Below are 25,475 nucleotides of genomic sequence, written 5' to 3' on the forward strand. Positions count from 1 at the left end.
TTGGCATAGCTGTCATAAGCTAAGACCGTGTCATTCGAGCTAAAGTCAAGCTACCGCCCATGCCGGGCGCACCCAAAGAAACGGGCGCGGCCCAAAGCCGCGCCCATCCTTCAATCCTTCGTCTTTCGCACGCGGAGATGAAGCACTTCGAGCTGCGCCTCCGAAACCTCACTCGGGGCGCCCACCATGAGGTCCGTTCCGCTCGCCGTCTTCGGGAACGCAATGACGTCGCGCAGCGACTTGGCCCCGGTGAGCAACATGATCATGCGGTCCAGCCCGAAGGCAATGCCCCCGTGCGGCGGCGTGCCGTACTCGAACGCATTCAAGAGAAAGCCGAACTTCTCCTGCGCCTCTTCCGGCGAAAAGCCGAGCGCCGCAAACATCTTCTCCTGCACGTCGCGGCGATAGATGCGCATCGACCCGCCGCCGATTTCATACCCGTTCAGCACCATATCGTACGCCTGCGCGCGCACCCGGCCGGGATCCGTGTCGAGAAGCGGGATATCCTCCTCCCGCGGCATGGTGAACGGATGGTGTTCCGCCACCCAGCGCTTTTCCTCCTCGTCCCACGAGAGGAGCGGGAAATCCGTCACCCACAGGAACCGATACTGCGACTCGTCGATGAGCCCCAGTTCCTGACCGAGGTGCAGCCGGAGCGCGCCCATGGCCGGCAGCACCGTCTCTCGCGGCCCGGCGCCAATGAGCACCAAATCGCCCACTTTGGCGCCCGCGCGATCGGCAATCCGGCGAAAGTCGTCGTCCGTGAAGAACTTCGCGATGGACGACTTGAATCCATCCTCCTGCACGGCGACGTACGCGAGCCCCCCCAGCCCGTACGGCTTCACGAACGCGACGAGATCGTCCGTCTGCTTGCGGCTGTACGAGGCGCAACCGGGCGCCACGAGCGCCTTGATCACGCCGCCTTTCTCCAGGACGTCGGCGAAGACGCGGAAGCTCGTGCCTTCGAAGAGATCGGCGAGATCGGCCATCTCCATGCCGAAGCGGAGATCCGGCTTGTCCGACCCGTACTTGTCCATCGCCTCCTGGTACGGCAGGCGCAGAAAAGGCCGCGGCACCTCGATGTCCGCCACTTCCTTGAAGACGGAGGCCATCATCTCCTCCATCATCGACATGAGCTCGTCCTTCGGGAGAAACGACGTCTCAATGTCGAGCTGCGTGAACTCCGGCTGCCGATCTGCCCGCAGGTCCTCGTCGCGGAAGCAGCGCGCCACCTGATAATACCGCTCAAAGCCCGCGACCATGAGCAACTGCTTGAAGATCTGCGGCGACTGCGGCAGGGCGTAGAACTCGCCGGGCTGCAGGCGGCTCGGGACCAGGTAATCGCGCGCCCCTTCCGGCGTGGACTTGGTCAACATGGGCGTCTCGATCTCGAGAAAGCCGTGATCGTCGAGATACCGGCGAAACGCCCGGATGGCCTGGTGGCGAAGCGCGAAGATGCGCTGCATCTCCGGGCGGCGGAGATCGAGGTATCGGTAGCGCAATCGGACGGGTTCCTCGACCTGGATCCCATCCTCGATGTAAAACGGCGGCGTCTTGGCCGCGCTCTCGATGCGCGCACTTGTCACCACGACCTCGATCTCGCCCGTCTCGATCTTCGGATTGACGGTATCTGGATCGCGCTTCTCCACGGTGCCATCCACGACGATCACGTACTCGCTGCGCAGCCGGTCCGCGACCTCCATCGCCTCATCGGACGTGCCGCGGGCGCGGTCGAACACGAGCTGCACGATGCCGGTGCGATCGCGCAGATCGACGAACACGACGCTGCCGAGATCGCGCCGGCGCTGCACCCAGCCGGCGAGGCGCACCTCGGATTTGGGTTGTACGCGCACCGTGTCGGCCACCCAGTGGGTCCGCCAGCGCGATGACACGACTTGCTTTTCCTCCACCACTTATGCCCATCCTCCTTCGCGAATCCGATCCGCCAACTGCCCGAACGGCACGTCGCGCTGCTCACCGGTCGCCAGGTGCTTGACGGTGGCAGCCCCCTTGGCGAGCTCGCTCTCGCCGATCACGACGGCGAATTTCGCACCGAGGCGATCGGCCTGCTTGAACTGCGACTTGAGGCTGCGCCCTTGGTAGTCGCGATCGCAGCGAACGCCGAGCCGCCTGAGCGACGTGAGCACCGCCATGGCGGTGTGTTCGGCCGTCTCGTCCGCCACGCAGATGAACGCGTCGAGCGGCTGTCTCTCGCCCAGCGACACGCCCTGCGCCTCGAGCACAGCAAGGACGCGGTCCATCCCCGCGGCGAAGCCGATGCCTGGCACGTCGGGTCCGCCGAGCTCCGCGACCAGCCGATTGTAGCGCCCCCCGCCGAGCACGGTCGAGAAGTTGGGAACGGTGATCTCCCACGCGGTCCGCGTGTAGTAATCCAGGCCGCGGACGAGCGACTTCTCGAGGCGATAGGGCACGTCCATCGCGCGGAGGTATCCTTCCACCGCGTCGAGGTGCTTGCGGCAGTCGTCGCAAAGTTCGTCGACGATGTACGGCACGTTCGCTTCGCGCAAGACCTGTTGGCACGACTCGTTCTTGCAGTCGAACAGGCGAAGCGGGTTCTTCTCGAGGCGCACCTGGCAATCCGCGCAGAGTTCCTCCTTGTGCGGCAACAGGCGCTGGATCATCTTTTCGCGGTGACGAGGCCGGCAGACGCTGCAGCCGACCGAATTGAGTTCCACGGTCATGTCGCGCATGCCGACCTTTTTCAGAAGCGAATACCCGAGTTCGATGACCTCGGCGTCGATGGCCGGCAGTTCGGAACCGAGCACCTCCACGCCCACCTGATGCAGCTGGCGCAGCCGGCCTCGCTGCGGCTTCTCGTAGCGGAACATGGGCCCGAGGTAGTACACCTTGGTCAGGCTGCCTTGGCCGTATAGCTTGTTTTCCACGTAAGCTCGCACGACGCCAGCCGTTCCTTCCGGGCGCAGGGTCACGCTCCGTCCGCCGCGATCCAAAAAGGTGTACATCTCCTTGGACACGATGTCCGTCGTCTCCCCCACGCCCCGCTCGAACAACTCCGTGTGCTCGAAGATGGGCGTGCGGATTTCCTCATAGTTCGCCCGTTCGAACACGTCCCGCACGACTGCCTCAAGCGCCTGCCACGCCTCCACGGCGCCCGGCAAAATATCCTGCGTGCCTCTCGGCCGCCGAATCTCCACGCGCGCTCCCTCCTTTTTCTGTCCGCCGAAGGGGACCGCATGCGCGGCTTCGCCTGTCTGCGCGAAAAAGCGCCCTTTCGTCGATGCCGATCCACATCGGCAGGGACGAAAGAGCGCTTCCGCGGTGCCACCCTGCTTGAACCTGTACAGGTTCCCCTCTTCGGCTTAACGCGCCGTCCACGCGCGCCCACCGCCCCGAGGCGGCAAACGCGATATCCGAAGCCGTCTTTCCAAACGCAGGCTGGAGTCGCTTGCAGCCACGGCGCACTCTCTCTGGAACAGCCCAAACCGCTTGTACTCTGCTTCTTCATCTACGATGGCGATATCCAACGTGTCGCATGGTGCTATCGCGAATTATAAGGAAGGCGCAAAGGCTGTGTCAAATCGAACGGGGGCATCGAACCTCAGCATCCGTCAGCGATGATACGGCTTGTCTGGCGAGGATTTCTCTGTGGGGATGCCGCGTTCCAAACCGAGAATGCGCACCTCCTGCGCGTTGCCAACCGCCGAGTGCGTCTGCTGCATCGATCTTCGCGCCATGTCGAGGGGCGACATCCGCATGATCCATCTCCTCCGCACGCCTTTTCCCTACGATGCCCCGTGAGCGCCCCGATGATGCCATCGCCGATTCCCTTGACTGCGCCCCGTGCAGTTGAAACAATGGTGCGCGAAGGAGGAGCATGGCATGGAACGACCGCAATCCGAAGTCTGGTTTCAACGAGCTCAACAGGTCATCTTGGGAGGCGTGAACAGCCCGTCGCGATCGTACAAGTCGGTCGGCGGGGGCACGCCCGTGGTCATGGTCCGCGGCGAAGGGCCTTACCTGTACGACGTGGACGGCAACCGGTACATCGACTACCTCGCCGGATACGGCCCGTCCATCCTCGGCCACGCGCATCCGGCCATCACGCGTGCGATTCAGGAGGCGGCGGAGGACGGTGTGCTCTACGGCACGCCCACGCCGTACGAGGTGGAGTTTGCGGAGATGCTGCGCGCCGCCATCCCGGACCTCGAGCGAATTCGATTTGTCAACTCCGGGACGGAGGCCGTCATGACCACGGTCCGCGTCGCGCGCGCCTACACGGGGCGCACGAAGGTGCTGAAGTTCGCCGGGTGTTACCACGGCCACTCGGACGCGATGCTTGTGGCGGCAGGCAGCGGCCCCTCGTCCATCGGCGTGCCGGACAGCGCGGGCGTCACGCGCAACGTCGCGAGCGAGATCGTCACCGTACCCTTCAACCATCGCGACGCCTTGAAACAGGCGCTCGCCGCGCACGGACCGGAGCTCGCGGCCGTGTTGGTCGAACCCATCGTGGGCAATTTTGGCATCGTCCCGCCCGTCGACGATCGCTACTTGGCCGACGTGATCGATCTCGCCCATGAGGTCGGGGCGCTCGTCATCTTTGACGAGGTGATCACGGCGTTTCGCTTTCACTACGGAAGCGCGGCGCAGCTATACGGTGTGCATCCAGACCTGTATGCGCTCGGCAAGATCATCGGCGGAGGATTGCCCATCGGCGCCTACGGCGGGCGGCGGGACATCATGGAGCAGGTGGCGCCGCTCGGGCCGGCGTACCAGGCCGGCACGATGGCCGGCAACCCGCTCTCGATGCGCACAGGCATGGCGTGCCTGCGCGTGCTGTCCGATCCTCGGCTGTACGACGAGATGGCGCGCCGCGCGGCTGTCCTGGTGGACGCGGCCGAGTCGGCGGCTCGCGTGAACCGGATCGACATCGTCGTCAACCGCGTCGGCGGCGCGTTCACCATCTATTTTGGCCGCGAACCCGTGCGCGATTACGACGCGGCGACAAGAACGGACAGCCGGCGCTTCGCACGCTTCTTTCACCTGCTGTCCGATCGCGGCATCCTCATCGCGCCGTCCAAGTACGAAGCTTGGTTCGTGTCGGTGGTGCACAGCGACGCGGACATTGAGGAGACCGCCGAAGCGCTCGAGGCTGTGTTTCGCGATCTCGCGCGGGAGGCATAGAAGCTAGCGGCGAGTTGGCAGGGAGCGCCGACGCACGAGCAGGAAGGCGCCGAGCGCCGACGCGGCCGACATGGCCGCCGCAAGCGCGAAGCGCACAGACGGCGGCAGCGCGTTCGGGTGGAAAGCGGCGAGGGGAAACGCAAAGTACGCGATGGAGGCGAAGGCGAGCGCCCACGGTTCGACGCGCGACGTCAGGCGCACCACAACCAGCAGAAACAGGGCAGCGGCGACCGTGAGCCCGGCGGCCCACCAGGCGGCGCGCGTGAACGCCCAGTCCGTAAACAGCATGCCGATGGCGGGCACGAGCGTCCCCTGAAACACCATGGCGCCCGTGATGTTGCCGACCGCGAGGCCGTCCTTTCGGTCTCGCATCCAGACGACGCTGTTCAGCGTCTCGGGCAATTCGGTCGCAATGGGAACGATGAGTGCGGAAAGCAGAAACGTGGGCATCTGCATCTGCGCCGCGAGGGCCTCGACGCCCTTCGTGAGAAGATGTGCGCCGCCCACCACGAGCGCGAGCGCGAAGGCGAGCTGCAGGAGGACGGTGGCCGCGGCCGGATGGCCGCCGCGAAGGTTCAGGTAGAGCGGCCGCAGGTCGGCCGCCGACCCTGTCGTTGCGCGATCTCGCAAGTGCGCGCGGACGAACGCGGCGTACCAGCCGACGAGGAGGCACGCGACCGGCACTTTGAACGCCGGCGCCGGCCACGCCGCGGGCGCGAGGGAGAGCGAAAACCCGACCAGGAAAAAGGCGAGATCGCGCAGAAAGGCCCGGCTGCTGACCGCCATTCCGTGCGGAAGCCGCCCCGCGCGAAACAGCGTGGCGGCCAGCGCGAGGACGAGCCCGCCCAGTGTCACCAAGAGAAAAGGCGCTCCCAGGATCCCACCCATCCCAACCTGCTCTGCCTCGTGCCCGCCGCCGAGCACAATCGCCGTCATGGGAACGGCCGTCTCGGGCAGCGCCGTTCCGAGCGCCGCCAGCACGCTCCCCACTGCCCCCTCGCCAAGGGCGAGCTTCACGCCGAGCCACTCCACGGCGTTGGTGAAGAGCTCCGCGCCAAACAGGACCATGCAGAGCCCGAACACCATCTGGACGGCCATCACCTCGTCCACCCCCACGCGCACAGGTCCTTACACCTGTACGCGCCGCCCGCCCTCGCTATGACAAGCGTCAGGCGACAAGCCCCGCCCTCACTGATATTGCTTCTCGGTGCCACTCACGAAGGGCAGCCACGAGAACCACTGCGGCCTGAGCCGCCAAAGGCTCGGGACCAACAGGATGGCGATCACGGCCACGTAAAACTCCACAAAAGGCACCCATACATGAGGCCTGGCAGACACCACGCCCAAGAACGCGGCCTCGACGTACAGCGGATCCAGCGCGTAGAAAAAGTGAGACCACACGAGCGCCGAGTAGTCGATGGGATTCTGCTCGTACAGCGATTTCAGCCCGTAGCCGAGCGCCCCGAAAATCACCGTCATGAGTCCCACGCTGCCGTACGCGAACACCGTGCTCCACGTGGACCGCAGCGCGATGGTCGAAAACAGCACACAGACCGCTGAAATGACCACAATCGTCACCAGTTGAAACCCGAGCACGGACGCGACCTGCGCCGGGACGGCGCCGCCATACAGGAACACGAGGCTGTACACGGGCAGGGTCAGTACCACGAGCAGGACCAACAGCGCGCTTGAAGAGACGACCTTCCCGAACAGAATGCCAAAGGGGCCGACCGGTGTGGTCAGAAGGACCGCCAGCGTCTTTCGTTCGCGTTCACCGCTCACCGAGCCGGACGCGAAAGCCGGCGCCAAAAACGCCACCACCACCATCTGCAAGAGGCTGACCAAGGCAAACACCTGCTGGCTCTTCGTGGGCTGGACCAAATACAACTGCCCCTGCACGTTTTCGTACAGAAGAAACACCGTGAGCGCGCTCATGGCAAACAGATACGCCGTGATGACGAGCGGCGCCCGAATGGTGCGCATGCGCTGGCGGAACTCCTTCAGGAGCAGGGGATTCAAATGCAGATTCACGACATCACCCCCTCCTGAATCGCGGCGAGGCGCAGGAACAGCTGCTCGATGTCCGTCGGTTGCTCGCGGAACTGCGTGATCGAAAACCCTTCCGCGACGAGCCGGCTCAAAAGCTCGGCCTGCTGCGCCAGCGTGCCCGCGTAGAGCACCTCCCACCCAGGCGCGAGCGGGCGGACCTCGGCGACGTGCGGATCGGCAAAGAGCGCCTTGACGAAGCGATCGCCGAGATCCCGGCCGTCGATCACAATCGTGCGGTAGGCGCTCGAATGCTGGACCATCACCTGAACCGCGGCCACGGCCACGAGTTCGCCCCGCAGCAGAATGCCCACCTCGTCGGCCACTTCGGCGAGTTCGTTCAGAATGTGTGTGCTGATGATCACGGTCTTGCCCAACTCGCGAAGCCCTGCGAGCACCGACCGCATCTCGAGCCGCGACTTCGGATCGAGGCCGCTCGACGGCTCGTCCAAAATGAGCACGTCCGGATCGTGCATCAGGCAGCGCGCGACCTCGAGGCGCTGCTGCATGCCGCGCGACAGGTGGTTGACGTAGACGTCTCGCTTGTCCGCAAGGCGAACCCGTTCCAAGAGTTCCTCCGCGCGGCGCGAGATGGTCCGCCTATCCACGCCGTAGCACTGGGCGAAGAAACGCAGGTATTCCATCACGGTGAGGTCGTCGTAGACGCCGAACGAGTCCGGCATGTAGCCGATGGCCCGGCGGACCGCCTGCGGTTCCCTCGTCACCTCGTGGCCGCAGACGTAAGCCCGCCCAGACGACGGCAACGTCAGCGTCGCTAGCATCGACAGCGCCGTGGTTTTGCCAGCCCCATTTTCGCCCACGAGCCCGAAGATGACCCCACGCTCGATGTTGAGGTTGAGGTTGTTCACCGCCAGCGTCTTTCCGTACCGCTTGGTGAGATTCTGCGTGAGAATCACGATCCCGCCTCCACCACCGGCATCACCGGTGCGTACTCGCGCACGAGCACAAGCGTCTTCTCGCTCGCCACGGCGCGTTGATTCGATGGCGCCGCCAACTCGGGAAGGCCGCGATCGGCCGTGGCGAGGACGAGCGCCGCCGCAGAGCCCTCGCGCCATCCCGCAGCCAGGCCGGACAAATACGCGCCAAGCGTTCGGCCAATTCCGTGCGTGAGCTGTCGATTGTAGACCCCATAATCGGAGATCCAGGACGAGGTCGGCACCTCCTGGCTCGCGTTGAGCGACCTCGTCTGGCCTGGCGCGAGCGTGCCCACCTTGACCAGCGTCCCGTTGTACACCACGGCCACATCGGTCAGCGTCATCTGTGTCTCGTTCGTCACCGTGCCGAACAAAAGCCCATAGGCTTCCTTGAAATTGCACTGGATCCGTCCTGCACCTTCGTCGAATCCCGACGCAAACACGTAGCGCACGTGCCAGCGCGGCACGTCGGTCAGCGATACCAGGGTGGCGTCGCCGCCGTGCTCGATCCGGGCGTTTGCCACAGGCTGATTGTCGCTCTGCAGGGTCAAGACATTGTCCGCAGGAGGCAACCGAAGCACGTCGTTGCCGCTGTCCGGCGACATGATGGCGAGCGCGCCGTACTCAAACGCGCGCCCGTCCCCGAGCAGATCCATGACGCCGACGCCATTCATCAGGAGTCCCGCGGGCCGCGACGAGCCGCCAAGCGCAAAGATGCCCACCGTGGTGAGGCCGCTCAGGGCGGGCAGGATCACCCAGGCGAGCGCCGCCCGGCGAACGCGCCGGAGCACATAAAACGTCACCGGCCCCGCCGCCACCAGGTAGCCGAGCAGCACCAACGCGAACGTGGAGAGCCCCGGCATGCGCAGCGGCTCGAGCGCGTCGCCCACGCTCGTCAGGCTGAGGCCACCCGTTGGGCGAAGCATACCCGAGACAGCCGCATCCGCTGTCTGCGCAACGCCGGCGTCGTGAAACAGGGCCGTCCACATCTGCGCATTTCCCGGCCAAGCCAGCAGATCCGGATCCAGCGGGGAAAAGGATGTCTGCCAGATCTGCCCCCGGCCGAACGATTCGCTGGCGACCAGCGGTTCCGCGTTCGATCCCGCCCAGAGCCGGGCCTCGGCCGCGACCTGCCCCGCGGTGGACTCGATTTGCCCGGGCCCGCCGCTCGTGCCTGCGAAGCTCGCGAGCGGATCTCCGTCCACCACCTGGAACGCGCCGGGGGAAATCGGGAGCAGGCCAAACGCGGGCGGCGCCAAGCCCGTCCCCGTCACAATGAGCAGCCCCCCCTGATCCACCCAGGTCGCGAGCGCTCTCGCCTGCGCGTTCGACAGCGCGCGCAGCTCGTCCACACTTGCCACGAGCGCACTGAGATTGGCGAGCGCCTGCGCGGACGTCGGCAAGTCGTACGGCCGCAGCGCGACGGGCAACACAGGCGTGCCGTCCGCACTCGTTCCCGCGAGAAACTGTGTGGCCTGCGAGCTGTCGCTGACCACACCGACGAGATCGACGTGCGAGACGCTGTTGCCCCCAAGCCACGAGGTGGAGATGACGCGGTCTCCTGCGACGAGATCGAGCGCCGTTCCCTGCGACAGCGCGCTGCCCGGCACGTCGATGAACGTCGAGGCCGATCCCCCCTTCGGGAGCCAGAGCGGCCAGGTGAACTCCCCCGAAACGCGCCGATCCCCAATCGACGGCCCGCCCACGCGCAGCACCAACTTCGCCATGCCAGCCGGGCCCTCGTTTCGGACAAAGACGTGCACCGGCACCCATTCGTCCGCCACGTAGTATCCGCCGTAGCCCACGGCGGTCGCCATGGATACGGACGCGTCCGCGAAGGCTTCGGGCGCGCGAGGAGCCCAAAACCCCAGAGACGCCGCGGCGATTGCGGCACATGCAACCGCTGGATTTCGACCAAGCGCCTGAAGGCAGCGCGAGACGAGCCTCATGCCACCGTCCCTTTCGAAAGGCATCCAAAACACGCCTCGTGAGATGGCCATGCGGTTCCATTGTACCGCCATCCGAACCGTCCTGCGAATGTCGCGATGGCTGGCCATCTTCCTGGAATCGTCGTATCCTGGAATTGTGACCTTGGCTTCGAGGAAGAGGGTTTGTCGCGTGCTTCCATCCAAATCGCCTGGCCATCACGTCTATATCGCGCGAGGCACGCCGATCTACCGGCGCGTGAGCATCGCCTTCCTCGCCGCAGGGCTCGTGACCTTCGCCAACCTGTATGCGGTGCAGCCGCTCATTCCCGCGTTCAGCTCGGATTTCGCGCGATCGCCAGCGGCCGCGAGTCTGGCGCTCTCCGCTTCGACCTTTACGCTCGCCCTGTCGCTGCCCATCTTTGCGTCTTTGTCCGACCGATTCGGCCGAAAGCCCATCATGTTGTTCTCCCTGTTCTCCTCGTCCGTCCTCCAATTCGCGGTGGGCCTCGTGCCGACGTTTTGGGGGATCGTCGCCGCGCGGGCCTTGGAGGGATTCACGCTGGCCGGATTGCCGGCCGTGGCCATGACGTACCTGAGCGAGGAGATCGACTCGTCGAGTCTGGGCTTTGCGATGGGCCTCTACATCAGCGGCAATACGCTGGGCGGGTTACTCGGGCGCGTGCTCATCAGCCTGGTGGCCGATGGCGCCTCGTGGCGAATCGGGATGATGGCGTTCGGGGCGGTGAGCCTGGCGCTGAGCGCCTACGTGGCTTGGTCGCTTCCGGCGTCGCGGCACTTTGTGCCAAGAAGGGATCGCGTCCAGGACATCCTGTCCCGCTTCGCGCACGCGGTGAAGCGGCCGGAACTGGACGCCCTGTATCTCGTGGGCGGGCTTCTCATGGGCGGATTCGTGTCCCTCTACACGTACATGGGATTTCGCCTCGCTGGCGCGCCTTATCACCTCTCGACTTCCGTCATTGGCCTCCTGTTCTTCGCCTATCTGGCGGGCACGTTTAGCTCCTCGTTCATGGGGAGCCTGGCGGATCGAATCGGACGCCATCGCGTGCTGCCGCTGAACATCGCCATCATGGCCGCCGGCGCAGCGCTCACCTGCGCGCGAGGCCTTGCCGCGATCGTCCTAGGGATGGTGGTGTTCACCTTCGGCTTTTTCGGCGCACATTCCACCGCCTCGTCGAGCGTCGGCAGCCTGGGCGGTGCGCACCGAGCGCAGGCGTCGGCTTTGTACCTCTTCTGTTACTACACTGGATCCAGCGTCATCGGATCCTTGGGCGGCTTGTTCTGGACGGACATGGGCTGGCGCGGCGTCATCGGCATGATCTTGGCCGCGCAGGCGGCAGCCGCCCTCGCCTTTCTTTTCGCCAAACGAAAATTGAGTACCACATGATGGCCACTTCGGGCGGCTCACGGGCCGCCCGGTGTCTCCTTCACGCGCGGGAAGCCACGGACGCGGCGGCGAGGAGATGGGACAACGTGTAATCCACGCGCTCCTCGGGCAAAACGCGCGGGATTCCGGACGCGATCACGCGCTCAGGATGAAACGAGTGAATCGGCAGATAGACGCGAGGGCGGATAGCCTCGATGGCCTGTTCAATCTCGTCGAGCGCCGCGTGCCCGCTGGTGCCGATGGCGCGAAAGGTCACTTCGAAATGCGCGAGCCACCGCTGGAGATTGTCCCAGGCCGGATCGAACGGCCCGAGCGGAGCCCCGTTGGAATGAATGTAGAGTCCTGGGGCGGCGGCGCCTATGTCAATGAGCCGCCACAGCCGGTCGTAGGCGAGTTCGACGGCGAAGTCACTTGGCGCTTTCCGCACGTCGGAGGCCTCGAGGGAAGGCAAACCTCTGTCTTTGAGCCATCTCGCGACGGGGTCAGGGAGTTCATCGTCCGCCCAGACATGGATGTCCTCGGGCAGGCCATCTGTGAAGTGCGAGGCCACGTAGAGCGTTCGCGCTTCGAAGACCGGCAAGCGCTTCGCTTCGCGAGCCGCACGGGCGAACGCGAGGACGCGCTCTGGATGGCGCGGATACGCGTTGAAATAGACCATGCGAGCCTCGCCCGCCATAGCCTCCACAATCAGACGGAGGAGTTCCTGCTCCGTCACTTGCGGGCGCGCCTCGTCCCCGGCCCGCGTCCCCTCAATGAGCAGCACGTCCGGCTCGAACCTGCGCGCCTGCTCGACGAACGCGCGCGAAACCTCGGGCCTCCATCCGTGAAACCGCAGATCTCCCGTGTAGACCAGCCGGACATCCGGGGCGGTGATGAAGATGGCTGCTGCCCCGGGCGTGTCGTGATCGACTGGGACGAATTGAAACTGCAGATCCCCGACGCTCCGCCATTCCTCGGGTTCGACGCCGATGACCCGAAGCGGAGGTTGATCTTCAATGGCGGCTTCCGAGATAAGCCTCAAGATCTTACATGTCTCTTTGGTCGAAAAAATCGAGATTTCGTTTGCCATATAAGGCAAAAGAGCGGTATGATCCAAGTGGTTATGGCTTATGCAGATTGCCAAGTTTCCTCGTTGATCATGGGTATAAAGCTCAGGAATATCCGGAAGGATGCCGACCGCCCGGAGGTCGGCGGTTGAACGCGGGCGCAGCGGACCTGAGAACATCGGCGAGGCGGGGCGAACCACATGCCCCATGTCGAAGACGAGCTGGGCGGAAGGCGTCTTCACCCGGCAAATGGTACCGCCGATGGTGCGCGTTCCCCCGAAGAATGTGATGCGTGTTGGCTTGTCCACAACCATCGCTCCCTTGTGCAGGCTCGGATCGCAGCCGAGCATTTCAGGATACCACAGGAGAGGGGCTGAGAACATACTTCGATTTTGAATTTGTGTGAAGTTCTCTTTACTCAATCTTCACTTGGCGTGTCAGACGGTTGTGATTACAATGTCGATCGAGTGGAAGCCGAGGCATGTCATGCTTCATTTGAGAGGGATTTCGTGATGACGCTGAAGGCTCGAAGAACGCTCACGGCGTACCTGATGCTGTTTCCGACGCTCGCCCTCTTGGCCGTGTTCACACTGTACCCAATCGTCGAATCCTTCGTGATCAGCTTCTTTCACTGGGACATGATCAGTCCTCACAAGCAATTTGTGGGCTTTCAAAATTACGTTCAAATTTTTAAGGACCCGCTGTTTCATCGCGCGGTCGTCAATACGCTGCTGTTTGTCGTCCTGTATGTTCCCATCGTCATGGCCCTGGGATTGGCGGTGGCTCTCCTGCTGAACGCGAAAATTCGTCTGCGGGGATTCTTCCGGACAGCCATCTTCCTTCCCTACGTGACGTCCATTGCGGCGACGGGCATCATATGGCAGTGGATTTTTAACGACCAGTTCGGTTTGCTGAATGACCTCCTCCGCCAGGTCGGCATCCAGGGGCCCGACTGGCTCAACACGCCGCAGGACACGATGATCTGTCTCGTCACGCTGAGCGTGTGGCAGAGCTTGGGCTACGTTTCCGTCCTGTTTCTCGCAGGTTTACAGAACATCAGCCGCGAGTACTACGAAGCCGCACGCGTCGACGGAGCGCACGGCTGGGACCTCTTCCGACACGTCACATGGCCGCTCCTCTCCCCGACGACGTTCTTCGTGCTGTTGATGAGTACCATCGAAGCCTTCAAGGTGTTTCTTCCCGTGTACGTCCTGTACGGCGCGACCGATGGCCCCAACGACAGTGGTTTGACCATGCTGTACTACATGTTCACAGAAGGGTTCAGCGATTACCGGATGGGCTACGCGAGCGCATCCGCCTACATTCTCTTTGTCATCATCCTCGCGTGCACGCTCCTGCAGATGACGCTGCAGCGGCGCGTCCACTACGAATCCTGATGGAGGCGCAAGCATGCGCAAGCTATTCATTTACGCAGCGCTGATTGTGGTCACGCTTTTCGTGCTGGGGCCGTTCATCTGGATGCTTTCCACGTCCCTGAAGCCAGCCGACGAAGTGCTCACCGCCACGCCGATGCTCTGGCCACATCCCGTCGAATGGAGCAATTATGCGGCCGCGTGGAGGTCGGCGCCATTCTCGCGCTACTTCCTGAATAGCCTCTTCATCTCCGGCGTGGAAACCGCGTTCGATCTGACGCTTGGCGCCATGGCGGCCTATGCGTTTGCTCGGCTCGAATTCGCAGGCAAACGTCCGCTTTTCCTCGCGCTCTTGGCCACGCTGATGGTGCCCGGGGAACTGTTGCTCATCCCGAATTACATCACGGTGGCGAAGCTCCACTGGATGAGTACCTATCAAGGCATCATCGTGCCGTGGCTGGTGAGCGTGTTCACCATCTTTCTCATGCGCCAATTTTTTCTATCGATGCCCAGTGAGATCTTCGAAGCGGCGGAATTGGACGGGCTGCATCCTGTTCGCACACTCTTTCAAATCGTCATGCCGCTCACGAAACCCGTGTGGATTACGGCGGGACTGATCAAGTTCATTGGCAGTTGGAACTCGTTCCTCTGGGTGGTCGTCGTATCGAACTCCCAGTCCTTGGACACGGTCCCCGTAGGTTTGATGAACTTCACTTCGGACGTGGGGACAGAGTACAACCAGCTAATGGCCGCTGCGACCTTCTGTATGGTTCCGCTTGCCATCGTGTTCCTCATTGGACAGCGGTACTTCATCGAAGGAATCACACGCAGCGGCATTAGATAAAACCTTTGTTCATCGAAAGGAGAGGTCAGTGTGAAACACAAAAACAAGGCCCTCATGGCGACAGCCACAGCGGTGGTGATGTGCGCGTGGATGGCCACTGGATGCGGAGACGAGGAGACCGGCGGCGGGGGCGGAATCCCCATGACCAAGTCCTCCAACGCATCGGGACAAGCCGCGAGCACCGCGCAACCTGTGACCATCACCTTTGAGGAATCCATGCCTGGCAAGCTCGGGACCGAACTCCAAAAGCTGACGAACGAGTTTGAGAAGCAAAATCCCAACATCCACGTGCAGCTCATCTTCAATGGCTCGTACAGCACGTTGGAGCAGAAGTTGACCGCCGCCATTGCGTCCGGCACAGAGCCCACGGTGGCGCAGGTCGAGGAGACGTGGGAGACGAATTACGTGCAGAACGGTCTGATTGAGCCCCTCGACTCCGTCATTCCGAAATCCACGCAGAACGATCTAATCCCGATTTGGCGTCAGGACTCGACGTACAACGGCAAGTTGATGTCCGTTCCCTTCAACAAGTCCGCCTACGTCCTGTACTACAATGTGGACGATTTAAAGAAGGCCGGGATTTCTTCGCCGCCGACAACCTGGAGCCAGCTCGAACAGGATGCCATCAAGATTCAAAAGAAAGAAGGCATTCCGGGCCTCGGCCTGCAGGGCAACTATTACACCTTTGAAATGCTCTTAAAACAAGCGGGTGGACAGATCCTGAACGCCAGAAACACCAAGGCGGCCTTCGATAGCTCAGCCGGTCTCGCAGCGCTCCATTTCATGAAGCGCTTGGTGGATGAACACGCGGCCAAGGTCATCGGCGCGAACGAATACCTCTCCGACGGTTTCAACACGAACGAGTACGCGATGGACCTCGACACGGTCGCCGCGATGTCGTTCATCAACAACTCGAACCTCCATTGGAAAGTTGCGCCGCTCCCAAAGGGCGTGACCTACGCCGTCCCCACGGCCGGTTTGAACTTGGTCATTTTCAACGCAGCGACATCCGCTCAGAAAGCGGCGGCGGCGAAGTATCTGAACTTCCTCATTTCTGTACCATCGACCATCGAGTGGGCGGAACAGACAGGCTACCTCCCCGTCCGCCAAAGCGCACTCACCAATTCGGCCTGGACGAGCTTCATCAAGACCCATCCGAATCAGGGGGTCGCACCCAACGAGCTGAAATACGCCTATTTCTCCCCTCGGCTCGCTTCGCTCTACTCCGCGGAGCAAGAGATGACCACACAGATTGGCAACATGCTGGCGGGTCGGCAGACGCCGCAGGTGACCCTGCAGAACATGGCGAACATCACGAACCAAGCGCTCGCCCAGGGCAATTCATGACGGGCATCTCGATCCTCAAGCGGGAGGCGGTCGGCTCGTCGGCCGCCTCCGCTCATCTTGAGAGGTGTTCGCGCCACGGCGAGATCAAACTCGGGCTCGCGTCAGGCCCGTTTTCTTCTTGCATAATTAACCAACTCGTATATATGATTAATGGAGCATGGTTTGATCAAGGCCAGGAGGCGTTTGACGATGGCAGAACGAAGAGCTCCGGTACCCAGCGAAGATCGCGTGTTCCCTGCGACATGGTACGCCGTCTGTTTCTCCGCCCAGCTCACGCGCCGCAGGCCGCTTGCCGCGCGCGTCGCGGGGCGCGACCTCGTCCTGTTTCGGGACGCATCGGGACATGTCCGCGCGCTGTCCCGTTACTGCACGCACAGAGGCGCGGATCTCGCGCTCGGCCGCGCCGAAGGCGGGCACCTTGCGTGTGCGTACCACGGGTGGCAGTTTCAAGGTGACGGCCGCTGCACCCTGATCCCCGCACACCCGGATCGCCCAATTCCCGATTTTGCCCACAACCGCGCGTACCCCGCGTGCGAACGGGGCGGGATCGCCTGGGTCTACCTCGGCGGCGAAACGAGTCCACCGGAGCCGCGCGTGTTCTCGGAGCTCACAGACGGGTCATATCGCCTCGTCCCGTATGAAGACGTGTGGCAGGCGCACCTGACCCGCGTCGTGGAAAGCGTGCTCGACGTCGCCCACCTGGCGTTCGTCCACCGCAAGACCATCGGCCGCCGCACGCCAGCCATCATCCCGCGCGTGTCGTTTGACGCCGACGACAGCGATCGCATTCTCATTCGCAACGGCGGCGGCGTGCTCGAGTACTGGTTTCCGCAGATGTGGATTCTGCGGCCAGCCGAAGGAAAGGGTGGTTTCCTCAACTTTGTCACCTTCACGCCCGTCGACGCGGAGACCACGCGCATCCTTGGTTACGCCGGCCGCACCTTCGCGCGATCCGTCCCTGGCATGGACGCCCTCTTCCGCCGCTACAGCCTTCGCGTGCTGCGCGAGGATCAGCGAGTGGTCGAGAGCCAACACCCGAGGCCCATCCCGGAAGCGCTTCGGATGGAAGCGCACGTCCCCGCCGACGCGCCGCAGGTCCGCTTCCGCCAGCGCTGGTATCGGTTTCTGACGGGGGATGAGCCTCGCGTGACGGTCGAACGATCCGGCCCCTGAATGACCATGTTCTAGGCAGTGAACCCAACCATTTCAAGTCGTAGGGCGCCAACACGACGCCACCCGCGCGCGTTGCGCCCGGGTACTACGGCCCGGCGCCCGCATGGCCTATTCACCGCGGAAGTGCGGCTTGCGCTTTTCCGCGAACGCCGCGAGCGCCTCCAGCCGATCCGAGGTCGGCAGAACGCCCTCATACGCCGCATCCTCGATGGCAAGCCCCGTCGACAGATCGACGTCCAGGCCGCGATCGATGGCCCACTTCGCCTGGCGCACCGCGACCGGCCCGTTTTCGGCGATGGCGCGGGCCAGCGCTCGCGCGGCGTCCATCGCGGCCTCTCGGGTATCCGCCACCTCGAGCAGGATGCCGAGCTCTCTCGCGCGCTCCGCGTCGATGCGCGCGGCCGTGAAGATCATCCACTTGGCCCACGTCGGCCCGATGAGGCGGGCCAGCCGCTGCGTCCCGCCCGCCCCAGGGACGATGGCGAGCGACGTCTCCGTCAGACCGAGCCGAAGATCGCGACTGCCGATGCGAAAGTCGCACGCCAGCGCCAGCTCCAGCCCGCCTCCGAACGCGAATCCATGCAGGACCGCGATGGTCGGCTGCGGCAGGCGCGCGACGCGATCGAACGCCTCGCGCGTCAAGCGCACGTTGCGCCGCACTTCGTGAGGCGCCAGGCCGCGCCGTTCCTTCAAATCCGCTCCCGCGCAGAATCCCTTTCCCTCCCCGCGCACGATCACGGCACGCACGCCGCGGTCCTCCGCGATCTCGCGCACGGCATCTTCCAGCGCGCGGAGCAGCGCGTAATTGAGCGCGTTCATCGCATCCGGCCGATTCAGGAGGAGCTCCGCGATCCCGTCCTCCGCCTTCTGCCACACAATCGGCTGTTCCACGCCCGTCTCCCCTCTCAGACCGGGTACACCGGATGCTTCCGGTGCCCAAACGCAACCGATTTTCCTTCGTACATCGCAAATCGACGGATGAGTTCGTCCCGGAGTTCGTCGGCGTCCACGATGTGGTCCACCACGAGCTCCGACGCAAGGCGGTAAATGTCGATGTCGCGCCGGTACTCCTCCCGCTTCTCCTTCACGAACGCCGATCGCTCGGGCTCCTCCAGTTCCGCAATTTTGTTGGCGTAGACCGCGTTCACGGCCGCCTCCGGCCCCATCACGGCGATCTCGGCCGTGGGCAGCGCGATGCAGGCGTCCGGCTCAAACGCAGGCCCCGCCATCGCGTACAGCCCCGCGCCGTACGCCTTCCGCACGATCACGGAGATCTTCGGCACGGTGGCCTCCGACATCGCGGCGATGAGCTTCGCGCCGTGGCGAATGATGCCCTGGCGCTCCACCTTCGTCCCGATCATGAACCCGGGCACGTCCGCCAGGAAGAGGAGGGGGATATGGAAGGCGTCGCACAGCGCAATGAAACGCGCCGCTTTGTCCGCGGAGTCGACGAACAGAACGCCCCCCTTGACGCGCGGCTGGTTGGCGATGATGCCGACCGGCCGCCCGGCGATGCGCGCGAGCCCCGTGATGATCTCCTGAGCGAAAAGCGCCTTGACTTCAAACCACGAGCCCTCGTCGATCAACCGATCGATGAGGTCGTACATGTTGAACGGCACGTTCGGGTTCTTCGGGACGATATCCGAGGCCCTGCGCGGTGACGGCGCCGGATCGCGCGCATCTTCGACGGGCGGGCGCCCGAGATACGAATCCGGCATGTAGCGCAGATACCGCCTGCAGGCCTCGATGGCGCTCGGCTCGTCAGGTACGAGCACGTCGCCGCACCCGCTCACGGTGCAGTGCATGCGCGCGCCGCCCATCTCTTCGAGCGTCACCTTTTCCCCGATGACCATCTCCGCCATGCGCGGCGAGCCAAGGTACATACTCGCATTGCCTTCGACCATGATGACGAGATCGCAGAAGGCGGGAATGTACGCGCCGCCAGCCGCAGACGGGCCGAAGAGCAGGCAGATCTGCGGGATGTGGCCGCTCAGGCGAACTTCGTTGTAGAAGATTCGCCCTGCGCCTCGCCTGCCGGGAAACATCTCGACCTGGTCCGTGATCCGCGCCCCGGCCGAATCCACGAGATAGATCAAGGGGATGTGCAGCTTCTCCGCGGTCTCCTGGATGCGGAGGATCTTCTCGACTGTCCGCGCGCCCCAGCTTCCCGCCTTGACCGTGCTGTCATTGGCCATGATCGCGACCTTCCGCCCGTGGATGCGCCCGATGCCGGTCACCACCCCATCGGCGGGCAGATCCTCCGCGGCGCAGTTGGCATACAGGCCGTCCTCGACCTCGAGGCCGTCGTCCAGGAGTAGTTTCAGGCGATCGCGGACAAATAGCTTGCCTTGTTCCCGGTTTTTCTCGTGATACTTCGTCGCGCCTCCCGCCATCGCGCGCGCGCGCATGTGTTCCAAACGCTCGTCCGCCACGGCGTCACCCTCCTTCACGTTGCCTGACACGCACTTCGCGCCACCTGGCGGGCGTGGCTCGCCAGGGGCTTGTTGAGCTTGCTCTCCAACCAGGCGACGACATCCAGGTACCGCTCGGCCTCAATGCCCGTCTCCACATCCATTCCATTGAACAGGTAAAGCACGTCCTCCATGGCCACATTTCCAGACGCGCCGGGCGCGTAGGGACAACCGCCGAGCCCTCCGATGGAGCCATCGAACCGCCGCACGCCTGCGGCAAAGCCCGCGTACATGTTGGCGATAGCCATCCCGCGCGTGTCGTGGAAGTGAAGCGAAACGCGATCCAGAGGCACGATGCGCTCCACCTCGCGCACGACCTCCGCCACCTGCGTGGGCACCGCCACGCCGATGGTGTCGCCTAGCGCCACCTCGTCGACGCCGAGCTCAAACAGCCGCTCGACCACCGACAGGACTTGCGACACGGGGACCTTGCCTTCGTACGGGCAGCCGAAAACGGTGGACACGTACCCACGCACCACGAGGCCTTCCGCCTTGGCCCCCTCGATCACGGGGCGCAACACGGGATACGTATCCGCGATGGTCTTGTTGATGTTCTTCAGATTGTGTGACTCGCTCGCCGACATGAACACGTGCACGGCGTCCACCTTCGCCGCCAAGGCTCGTGCGAGCCCGCGCTCGTTGGGCACGAGCGCGGACAGCTCCACGCCGGGCCTGCGCCGAATCCGCGCGAACACCTCGTCGGCGTCCGCCAACTGCGGGATCCACTTCGGGTGCACGAAGGAAGAGACTTCGATGAATCTGACGCCCGCATCCATCAGTCGCTCGACGAGCTCCACCTTGATCTCCGTGGCGATCACGCCCGGCTCATTCTGCAACCCGTCCCGCGGTCCGACCTCGCGCAGCCACACGCGTTCCCCCATGCCATCGCCCTCTTCCGCATCAGTCTTCCAGTCGGACGAGATCGTCTCCCTCGTTGACAAAATCGCCCTCGTTCACGAGCACTTCGGCCACCACCCCGGCCCGCTCGGCCTGGATGGGGATCTCCATCTTCATGGACTCGAGCACAACGACGTCCTGGCCTGTCTCGACGCGATCGCCCGGTTGAGCCAGCACCCGGAGCACGATGCCCGCCATGGTGGCTTGCACAGTTGCCATGATAACCCCTCCTCAGCGCTTCCCCCAGGATTCCAAAAAGTCTGTCGTGGTGTCGCCGGCGGCGAACCGATCCGAGGCGATGATCGCCCGGAGCAGCGGCAGATTCGAGCGGATGCCTTCGATGACATACGCGTCAAGCGCCTGCTTCATGCGATCGATGGCCTCAGCCCGGTCCCGGCCGTGGGCGATGAGCTTGCCAATCATCGGATCGTAGAAGGGAGTGATCTCCGACCCCGATTCCACGCCCACATCGTTTCGGATGCCCTCACCTTCAGGCAACACCATGCGCGTGATGGTGCCGGGCGACGGCAGCATCTTCTCGGGATCTTCGGCGTACACCCGGCACTCAATCGCGTGGCCGTCGCGCCGGATGTCGTCCTGCCCAAACCCGAGCGGCTCACCGGCGGCGATGCGCAGCTGCCATTCGACGAGATCCAGCCCGGTGATCATCTCGGTGATGGGGTGTTCGACCTGCAGGCGCGTGTTCATCTCGAGGAAATAAAAATTCTTCTCCTCATCGACGAGAAATTCGAGCGTGCCCGCATTCTCATAGCCGATGGCCCGGCAGATGGCGAGCGCTGCCTCTCCCATCCTCTGCCGGAGCGCCTCGTCGACAAACGGGGACGGCGCTTCCTCGACGACCTTCTGATGACGTCGCTGGATGGAGCACTCGCGCTCCCAAAGATAGACGCCATGTCCATGCCCGTCGCACAAGACCTGGATCTCCACGTGTCGCGGCCTTTGCACGCGCTTCTCGAGGAACATCTCGCCGTTGCCGAAGTACGCCTTGGCTCGCGCGGAGTTTGACGCGAACGCCTTGCGCAGCTCCTCCTCTGAGTTCACCACCTGCATGCCGATCCCGCCGCCACCGTACGACGCCTTGAGCATGACCGGATAGCCGATCTCGGCCGCGATGCGAACCGCCTCCTCCACGCTCGCCACCGCGCCCTCGCTCCCCGGCACGACGGGGGCTCCCGCCCGTTTCACCGTCTCCCGCGCCGGCTTCCCATGGCTGCGATGGCCTCGGGCGAAGGCCCGATGAAGCGGATGCCCCGCTCCATCGCGGCTCGCGCAAAGTCGGCGTTTTCACTCAACAGCCCGTAACCTGGATGGATAGCCTCCGCGCCGGTCTGCTCGGCCGCGCGCAAGATGGCCTCGATGTTCAGGTAGCTCTTCGCGACCGGGGCCTCGCCGATGCGCACGGCCTCGTCTGCCTCGCGGACGTGAAGCGCTTTCTCGTCCGCGTCGGAATAGACGGCGACGGTCGCGACGCCGAGGCGCCTGCACGTGCGAATGATGCGCCTTGCGATCTCGCCTCGATTCGCGATCAATACCTTGGCAAACATGCCGCCCCCTCCTAACAGCCCAGCTGGCGCGCGATCACCAGGCGCTGGATCTCCGACGTGCCCTCGCCGATCTCGATCAACTTCGCGTCGCGATAGTGGCGCTCCACCGGGTATTCGCGCATGTAGCCATACCCGCCCAAGATCTGAATCGCCTGCTCGCACGTCCGCGTGCACATCTCGGACGCAAACAGCTTGGCGTACGACGCCTCCAGCGTGTACGGCCGGCCCTGATCCTTCAGCCACGCGGCCTTCATCACCGCATTCCGGGCGAGATCGATGTGCATGGCCATGTCGGCGAGCTTGTGCTGAATCGCCTGGAACTTGCTGATGGCCTGCCCGAACTGGACGCGCGTCTTGGCGTACGCGAGAGCCGTCTCAAACGCCGCCCGCGCGATCCCGACCGCCAGAGCTGCGATGGCGACACGTCCGCCGTCCAGCGTCGAGAGAAACTGCTTGAACCCAGCGTTCAGCGGCCCGAGTAGGTTCTCCTTCGGAACGCGGACGTGATCGAGAATCAGTTCGACCGTGTTCGACGCCCGCATGCCCAGTTTCTCATACGGCTTGCTCACCGAGAAGCCCTCGGCATCTGTCGGCACGATGAACGCGCTGATGCCGCGCGACGCCGGATCCGTCACCGCGGTGAGCACGACGTACTTCGCATAGCCGCCGTTTGTGTTGAAGATCTTGTTGCCGGTGATGACCCATTCGTCGCCCTCCAGGACGGCGGTCGTCCGCGTTCCTCCGGCGTCCGATCCAGCCCCGGGCTCCGTCAAACCAAACGCACCGAGCGCCTCGCCGCGCGCCATAGGCACCAGGTACTTCTGTTTCTGCTCCTCCGTCCCGTAGAGCAGAATGGGCGTGCACGCGAGCGACACGTGCGCCTCGTAGCTGAGCCCTGTTCCGCCGCACGCGCGCCCGATCTCCTCCACCGCCAGGCAGTACGAGATCATGTCGGCGCCCGCGCCACCGTATTCCTCCGGAATGGGCAGGCCGAGAAAGCCGAGTTCGCCCATCTTGCGAAACACCTCGATGGGGAAGTGCTCCGTCCTATCCCATTCCGCGGCGTGAGGCGCGATCTCGGCCTCCGCAAACTCGCGCACCGTATCCCGAATCATCTTTTGTTCCGAGGTGAGATCAAAGTCCACGCGGTCCCTCTCCCTTCGCTCTCACCTTTCACTGTAGCCGAATAAGCAAGCGCTTGCAATCAATTTTGAAGCGCACAGCTTTCCTCAATGCCTCGATGTTTCCCCATGGGTTTCTGAACCGTTCGGTCATTCACCGCCCGGCGCCCGCTCGCGCAAATCGTGCAGAAGCCGTTCCACGACCTCCCAGTCCTCCAGGCCGGTGACGTCCCCTTTCACTTCGCCCGTCTGCAGGATCTCGCGCAGCATCCGCCGCAGGATCTTGCCCGATCGCGTCTTCGGCATCGCCTCCACGAAGTACACGCGCGCCGGCCGCGCAAACGAACCGATGTCCGCCACGACGCGCGCCTTCAGTTCCTCCTCCAGGTCCGTGCTCGGTTCCCACCCGCGCTCGAGCGTCACGAACGCAACGGGGACCTGGCCCTTCACGTCGTCAGGCTCGCCCACGACCGCCGCCTCCACCACGGCCGGATGCTGGATGAGCGAGCTCTCCATCTCCATCGTGCTGATTCGGTGGCCCGACACGTTGATCACGTCGTCGACCCGGCCGAGCACCCAGAAGTGGCCATCCGCATCCCGGACCGCGCTGTCGCCCGTGAAGTAGAGCCCGGGCATACGCGAGAAGTACGCGTTCAGGTACAGGTTCCGATCGCCGTACACGTCGCGCGCGAGCGACGGGAACGGACGGCGGATCACGAGATATCCGGGCACCCCGTCCGGCACCTCCCGGCCCTGTTCATCCACGACGGCGAGATCGTGTCCGAAGAACGGCACGCCACACGAGCCGGGTTTCATGGGCACCGCCCCTGGCAACAGCGCGAGCGGCGTTCCACCGGTCTCGGTCTGGCCCCAGGTGTTGTTGATGACAGCGACGTCACCGCCGACAACGCGGCGGACCCAATGCCACGCCTCGGGATTGAACGGCTCTCCGACCGACACCAAGAGTTCAAGCGACGACAAGTCGTATTGCCGCGCGATGTCCTCGCCGTGTTTCATCATCATCCGATAGGCGGTGGGTGCCGAGAACAGTTTGTTGACGCGGTATCGCTCGATCATCTCGTATAGCCTGCCCGATTTGGGCCAATCCAGCGCGCCCTCGTACAGGATGGTCGTGGTGCCTAAGGCGAGACCGCCGACCAGCACGAAGATGTGAGATGTGAGCCAGCCGATGTCCGCTGTGTTCCAGTACACGTCCTCGGGCCGGAGGTCGAGCTGGTACTTCGTGTACGCGTAGGTTCCAAGCAGAAATCCGCCGCCGGCGTGGACGATGCCTTTCGGCCGGCCCGTCGTTCCGCTCGTGAAGATGAGGAAGGCGGGCTCGTTCGCCTCCAGTACAGCAGGAGGGCAGTCCCGGGAGGCGCGCTCGACGAGCGACTCAAAGTCGAGATCGCGCCCCGGCGTCATCGGCGTGTCGAGATCGGGCAGGCGCCGGTAGACGATGACGTGCTCCACGGTCTCCACACCTTCAAGCGCCCGGTCGACGGTTTCCTTCAGCCGAAGCACCCGGCCGCGCCTGAGACTTCCGTTGGCGCAGATCACCGCCTTGGCCCCGCACCGCACAATCCGCTCGCGCAGCGCCTCGGCGGAAAATCCCGCAAACACCGTGTTGTAGAGCACGCCGATGCGCAGGCACGCCAAGAGCGCGACGTAGGTCTCGATGAGATTTTGCATGTACACGCAGACCACATCGCCCTGTCGCAGCCCGAGATCTTTGAGCGCGTTCGCAAACCGGGACACGGCATCCTGGAGCTGGAGGTACGTCACGCTGCGGCGTTCGCCGTCCTCCCCCTCGAAGAAGAGCGCCACCTTGTTGCGTACATCGGGTGCTTGGCTTGTCGATCCACGCAGTTTTCGCACACGTTGATGTAACTTCCGGGAAAGAACTGAAAATCGGGAAGCTCGCCCGCGATGACCGTCTTTCCGCGCTGCTGCCATACCAACTCGTCGGCGATCTCGTCCCAGAATGCCGCCGGATCGTCGATGGACGCTTGATATCTCGCGCGGTACTCGTCGTAGCTCGAGAGATAAGACCGGGCCGCGTAGGCCTCCGGTGGCGGGATGAGCCGGGCGCTCGCGATCATGCTCAACACTTCGTCTGCCACGAGGATCCCTCCTCAAGGATGATGGCCTTGTCGGTGAA

21 protein-coding genes and 1 pseudogene are annotated in these 25,475 nt (G+C 63.8%); 6 read left to right on the forward strand and 16 right to left on the reverse strand.

The genetic code is table 11. The features are described 5' to 3' along the window. Positions 1 to 110: 110 nt before the first annotated feature. The 3 genes from aspS to AACI_RS16600 form a co-directional block, all read right to left on the reverse strand. Positions 111 to 1,913, reverse strand: a complete 1,803-nt coding sequence (gene aspS / locus AACI_RS10065; RefSeq protein WP_012811319.1) for an aspartate--tRNA ligase — start codon at positions 1,911 to 1,913, stop codon at positions 111 to 113. Beyond that, on the reverse strand, positions 1,914 to 3,176 hold the full coding sequence (hisS, locus tag AACI_RS10070; RefSeq protein WP_012811320.1) for a histidine--tRNA ligase: 1,263 nt from the start codon (positions 3,174 to 3,176) through the stop codon (positions 1,914 to 1,916). A 414-nt stretch (positions 3,177 to 3,590) separates the two neighbouring features. Next, complete coding sequence (locus AACI_RS16600; RefSeq protein ID WP_008341404.1) at positions 3,591 to 3,737, reverse strand: hypothetical protein; 147 nt, start codon at positions 3,735 to 3,737, stop codon at positions 3,591 to 3,593. A 124-nt stretch (positions 3,738 to 3,861) separates the two neighbouring features. Here AACI_RS16600 and AACI_RS10075 point away from each other — a divergent pair, with 124 nt between their 5' ends. After that, positions 3,862 to 5,163 carry a glutamate-1-semialdehyde 2,1-aminomutase gene (locus tag AACI_RS10075; RefSeq protein WP_012811321.1) on the forward strand — a complete coding sequence of 434 codons (1,302 nt, stop codon included), beginning with the start codon at positions 3,862 to 3,864 and terminating at the stop codon, positions 5,161 to 5,163. 3 nt (positions 5,164 to 5,166) lie between these two features. Here the strand turns inward: AACI_RS10075 and AACI_RS10080 are convergent, their stop codons facing one another. The 4 genes from AACI_RS10080 to AACI_RS10095 form a co-directional block, all read right to left on the reverse strand. Further along, positions 5,167 to 6,285, reverse strand: coding sequence for a sodium:calcium antiporter (locus tag AACI_RS10080; RefSeq protein WP_245530546.1), 1,119 nt, complete (start codon positions 6,283 to 6,285; stop codon positions 5,167 to 5,169). A 66-nt stretch (positions 6,286 to 6,351) separates the two neighbouring features. Further along, a complete protein-coding gene (locus tag AACI_RS10085; protein WP_012811323.1) occupies positions 6,352 to 7,194 on the reverse strand; it encodes an ABC transporter permease in 843 nt (280 codons plus the stop codon). Further along, positions 7,191 to 8,126, reverse strand: a complete 936-nt coding sequence (locus AACI_RS10090) for an ABC transporter ATP-binding protein (RefSeq protein ID WP_012811324.1) — start codon at positions 8,124 to 8,126, stop codon at positions 7,191 to 7,193. The genes AACI_RS10085 and AACI_RS10090 overlap by 4 nt, the downstream gene beginning before the upstream one ends. Beyond that, positions 8,123 to 9,961 carry a hypothetical protein gene (locus tag AACI_RS10095; RefSeq protein ID WP_245530548.1) on the reverse strand — a complete coding sequence of 613 codons (1,839 nt, stop codon included), beginning with the start codon at positions 9,959 to 9,961 and terminating at the stop codon, positions 8,123 to 8,125. Before AACI_RS10095 ends, AACI_RS10090 begins: the two co-directional genes overlap by 4 nt. A 301-nt stretch (positions 9,962 to 10,262) precedes the next feature. Between AACI_RS10095 and AACI_RS10100 the strand changes: the two genes are divergently transcribed. After that, positions 10,263 to 11,477, forward strand: a complete 1,215-nt coding sequence (locus AACI_RS10100) for an MFS transporter (RefSeq protein WP_012811326.1) — start codon at positions 10,263 to 10,265, stop codon at positions 11,475 to 11,477. Between the two features lie 40 nt (positions 11,478 to 11,517). On the opposite strand, the gene AACI_RS10105 is transcribed toward AACI_RS10100, so the two are convergent. After that, positions 11,518 to 12,906 carry an MBL fold metallo-hydrolase gene (locus AACI_RS10105; protein ID WP_342626146.1) on the reverse strand — a complete coding sequence of 463 codons (1,389 nt, stop codon included), beginning with the start codon at positions 12,904 to 12,906 and terminating at the stop codon, positions 11,518 to 11,520. Positions 12,907 to 13,035: 129 nt separating this feature from the next. Here AACI_RS10105 and AACI_RS10110 point away from each other — a divergent pair, with 129 nt between their 5' ends. The 4 genes from AACI_RS10110 to AACI_RS10125 all read left to right on the forward strand — a co-directional run bounded on the left by AACI_RS10110 (position 13,036) and on the right by AACI_RS10125 (position 17,260). Continuing rightward, positions 13,036 to 13,920, forward strand: coding sequence for a carbohydrate ABC transporter permease (locus AACI_RS10110; RefSeq protein WP_012811328.1), 885 nt, complete (start codon positions 13,036 to 13,038; stop codon positions 13,918 to 13,920). Positions 13,921 to 13,933: 13 nt separating this feature from the next. Then, positions 13,934 to 14,740, forward strand: coding sequence for a carbohydrate ABC transporter permease (locus AACI_RS10115; RefSeq protein ID WP_012811329.1), 807 nt, complete (start codon positions 13,934 to 13,936; stop codon positions 14,738 to 14,740). A 30-nt stretch (positions 14,741 to 14,770) separates the two neighbouring features. After that, complete coding sequence (locus AACI_RS10120) at positions 14,771 to 16,087, forward strand: ABC transporter substrate-binding protein (protein WP_012811330.1); 1,317 nt, start codon at positions 14,771 to 14,773, stop codon at positions 16,085 to 16,087. 189 nt (positions 16,088 to 16,276) lie between these two features. Beyond that, the gene (locus AACI_RS10125) at positions 16,277 to 17,260 is read left to right on the forward strand and encodes an aromatic ring-hydroxylating oxygenase subunit alpha (protein WP_012811331.1); all 984 of its coding nucleotides are present in this window, start codon (positions 16,277 to 16,279) and stop codon (positions 17,258 to 17,260) included. Between the two features lie 108 nt (positions 17,261 to 17,368). Here the strand turns inward: AACI_RS10125 and AACI_RS10130 are convergent, their stop codons facing one another. From AACI_RS10130 to AACI_RS16975, 8 genes and pseudogenes are all read right to left on the reverse strand, one after another. Further along, positions 17,369 to 18,151 (reverse strand): enoyl-CoA hydratase-related protein, encoded by a 783-nt coding sequence (locus tag AACI_RS10130; RefSeq protein WP_008341543.1) that lies wholly within the window; start codon positions 18,149 to 18,151, stop codon positions 17,369 to 17,371. Between the two features lie 14 nt (positions 18,152 to 18,165). After that, positions 18,166 to 19,668, reverse strand: coding sequence for an acyl-CoA carboxylase subunit beta (locus AACI_RS10135; protein ID WP_049763349.1), 1,503 nt, complete (start codon positions 19,666 to 19,668; stop codon positions 18,166 to 18,168). Positions 19,669 to 19,706: 38 nt separating this feature from the next. After that, positions 19,707 to 20,612, reverse strand: a complete 906-nt coding sequence (locus tag AACI_RS10140; protein ID WP_012811333.1) for a hydroxymethylglutaryl-CoA lyase — start codon at positions 20,610 to 20,612, stop codon at positions 19,707 to 19,709. A gap of 19 nt (positions 20,613 to 20,631) precedes the next feature. Next, entirely contained in the window at positions 20,632 to 20,847 is a 216-nt protein-coding gene (locus tag AACI_RS10145; RefSeq protein ID WP_012811334.1) for an acetyl-CoA carboxylase biotin carboxyl carrier protein subunit, read from the reverse strand. A gap of 12 nt (positions 20,848 to 20,859) precedes the next feature. Further along, a pseudogene (locus tag AACI_RS10150) lies at positions 20,860 to 22,193 on the reverse strand (acetyl-CoA carboxylase biotin carboxylase subunit). Positions 22,194 to 22,204: 11 nt separating this feature from the next. Continuing rightward, a complete protein-coding gene (locus tag AACI_RS10160) occupies positions 22,205 to 23,338 on the reverse strand; it encodes an acyl-CoA dehydrogenase (protein WP_012811335.1) in 1,134 nt (377 codons plus the stop codon). A gap of 126 nt (positions 23,339 to 23,464) precedes the next feature. Next, entirely contained in the window at positions 23,465 to 25,192 is a 1,728-nt protein-coding gene (locus AACI_RS10165) for an acetate--CoA ligase (RefSeq protein ID WP_342626147.1), read from the reverse strand. Then, positions 25,096 to 25,437: an acetyl-coenzyme A synthetase N-terminal domain-containing protein gene (locus AACI_RS16975; protein WP_245530553.1), complete on the reverse strand. Its 342-nt coding sequence runs from the start codon at positions 25,435 to 25,437 to the stop codon at positions 25,096 to 25,098. Before AACI_RS16975 ends, AACI_RS10165 begins: the two co-directional genes overlap by 97 nt. Between the last annotated feature and the right edge of the window lie 38 nt (positions 25,438 to 25,475).

It is taken from the genome of Alicyclobacillus acidocaldarius subsp. acidocaldarius DSM 446 (assembly GCF_000024285.1).
Lineage (GTDB): Bacteria > Bacillota > Bacilli > Alicyclobacillales > Alicyclobacillaceae > Alicyclobacillus > Alicyclobacillus acidocaldarius.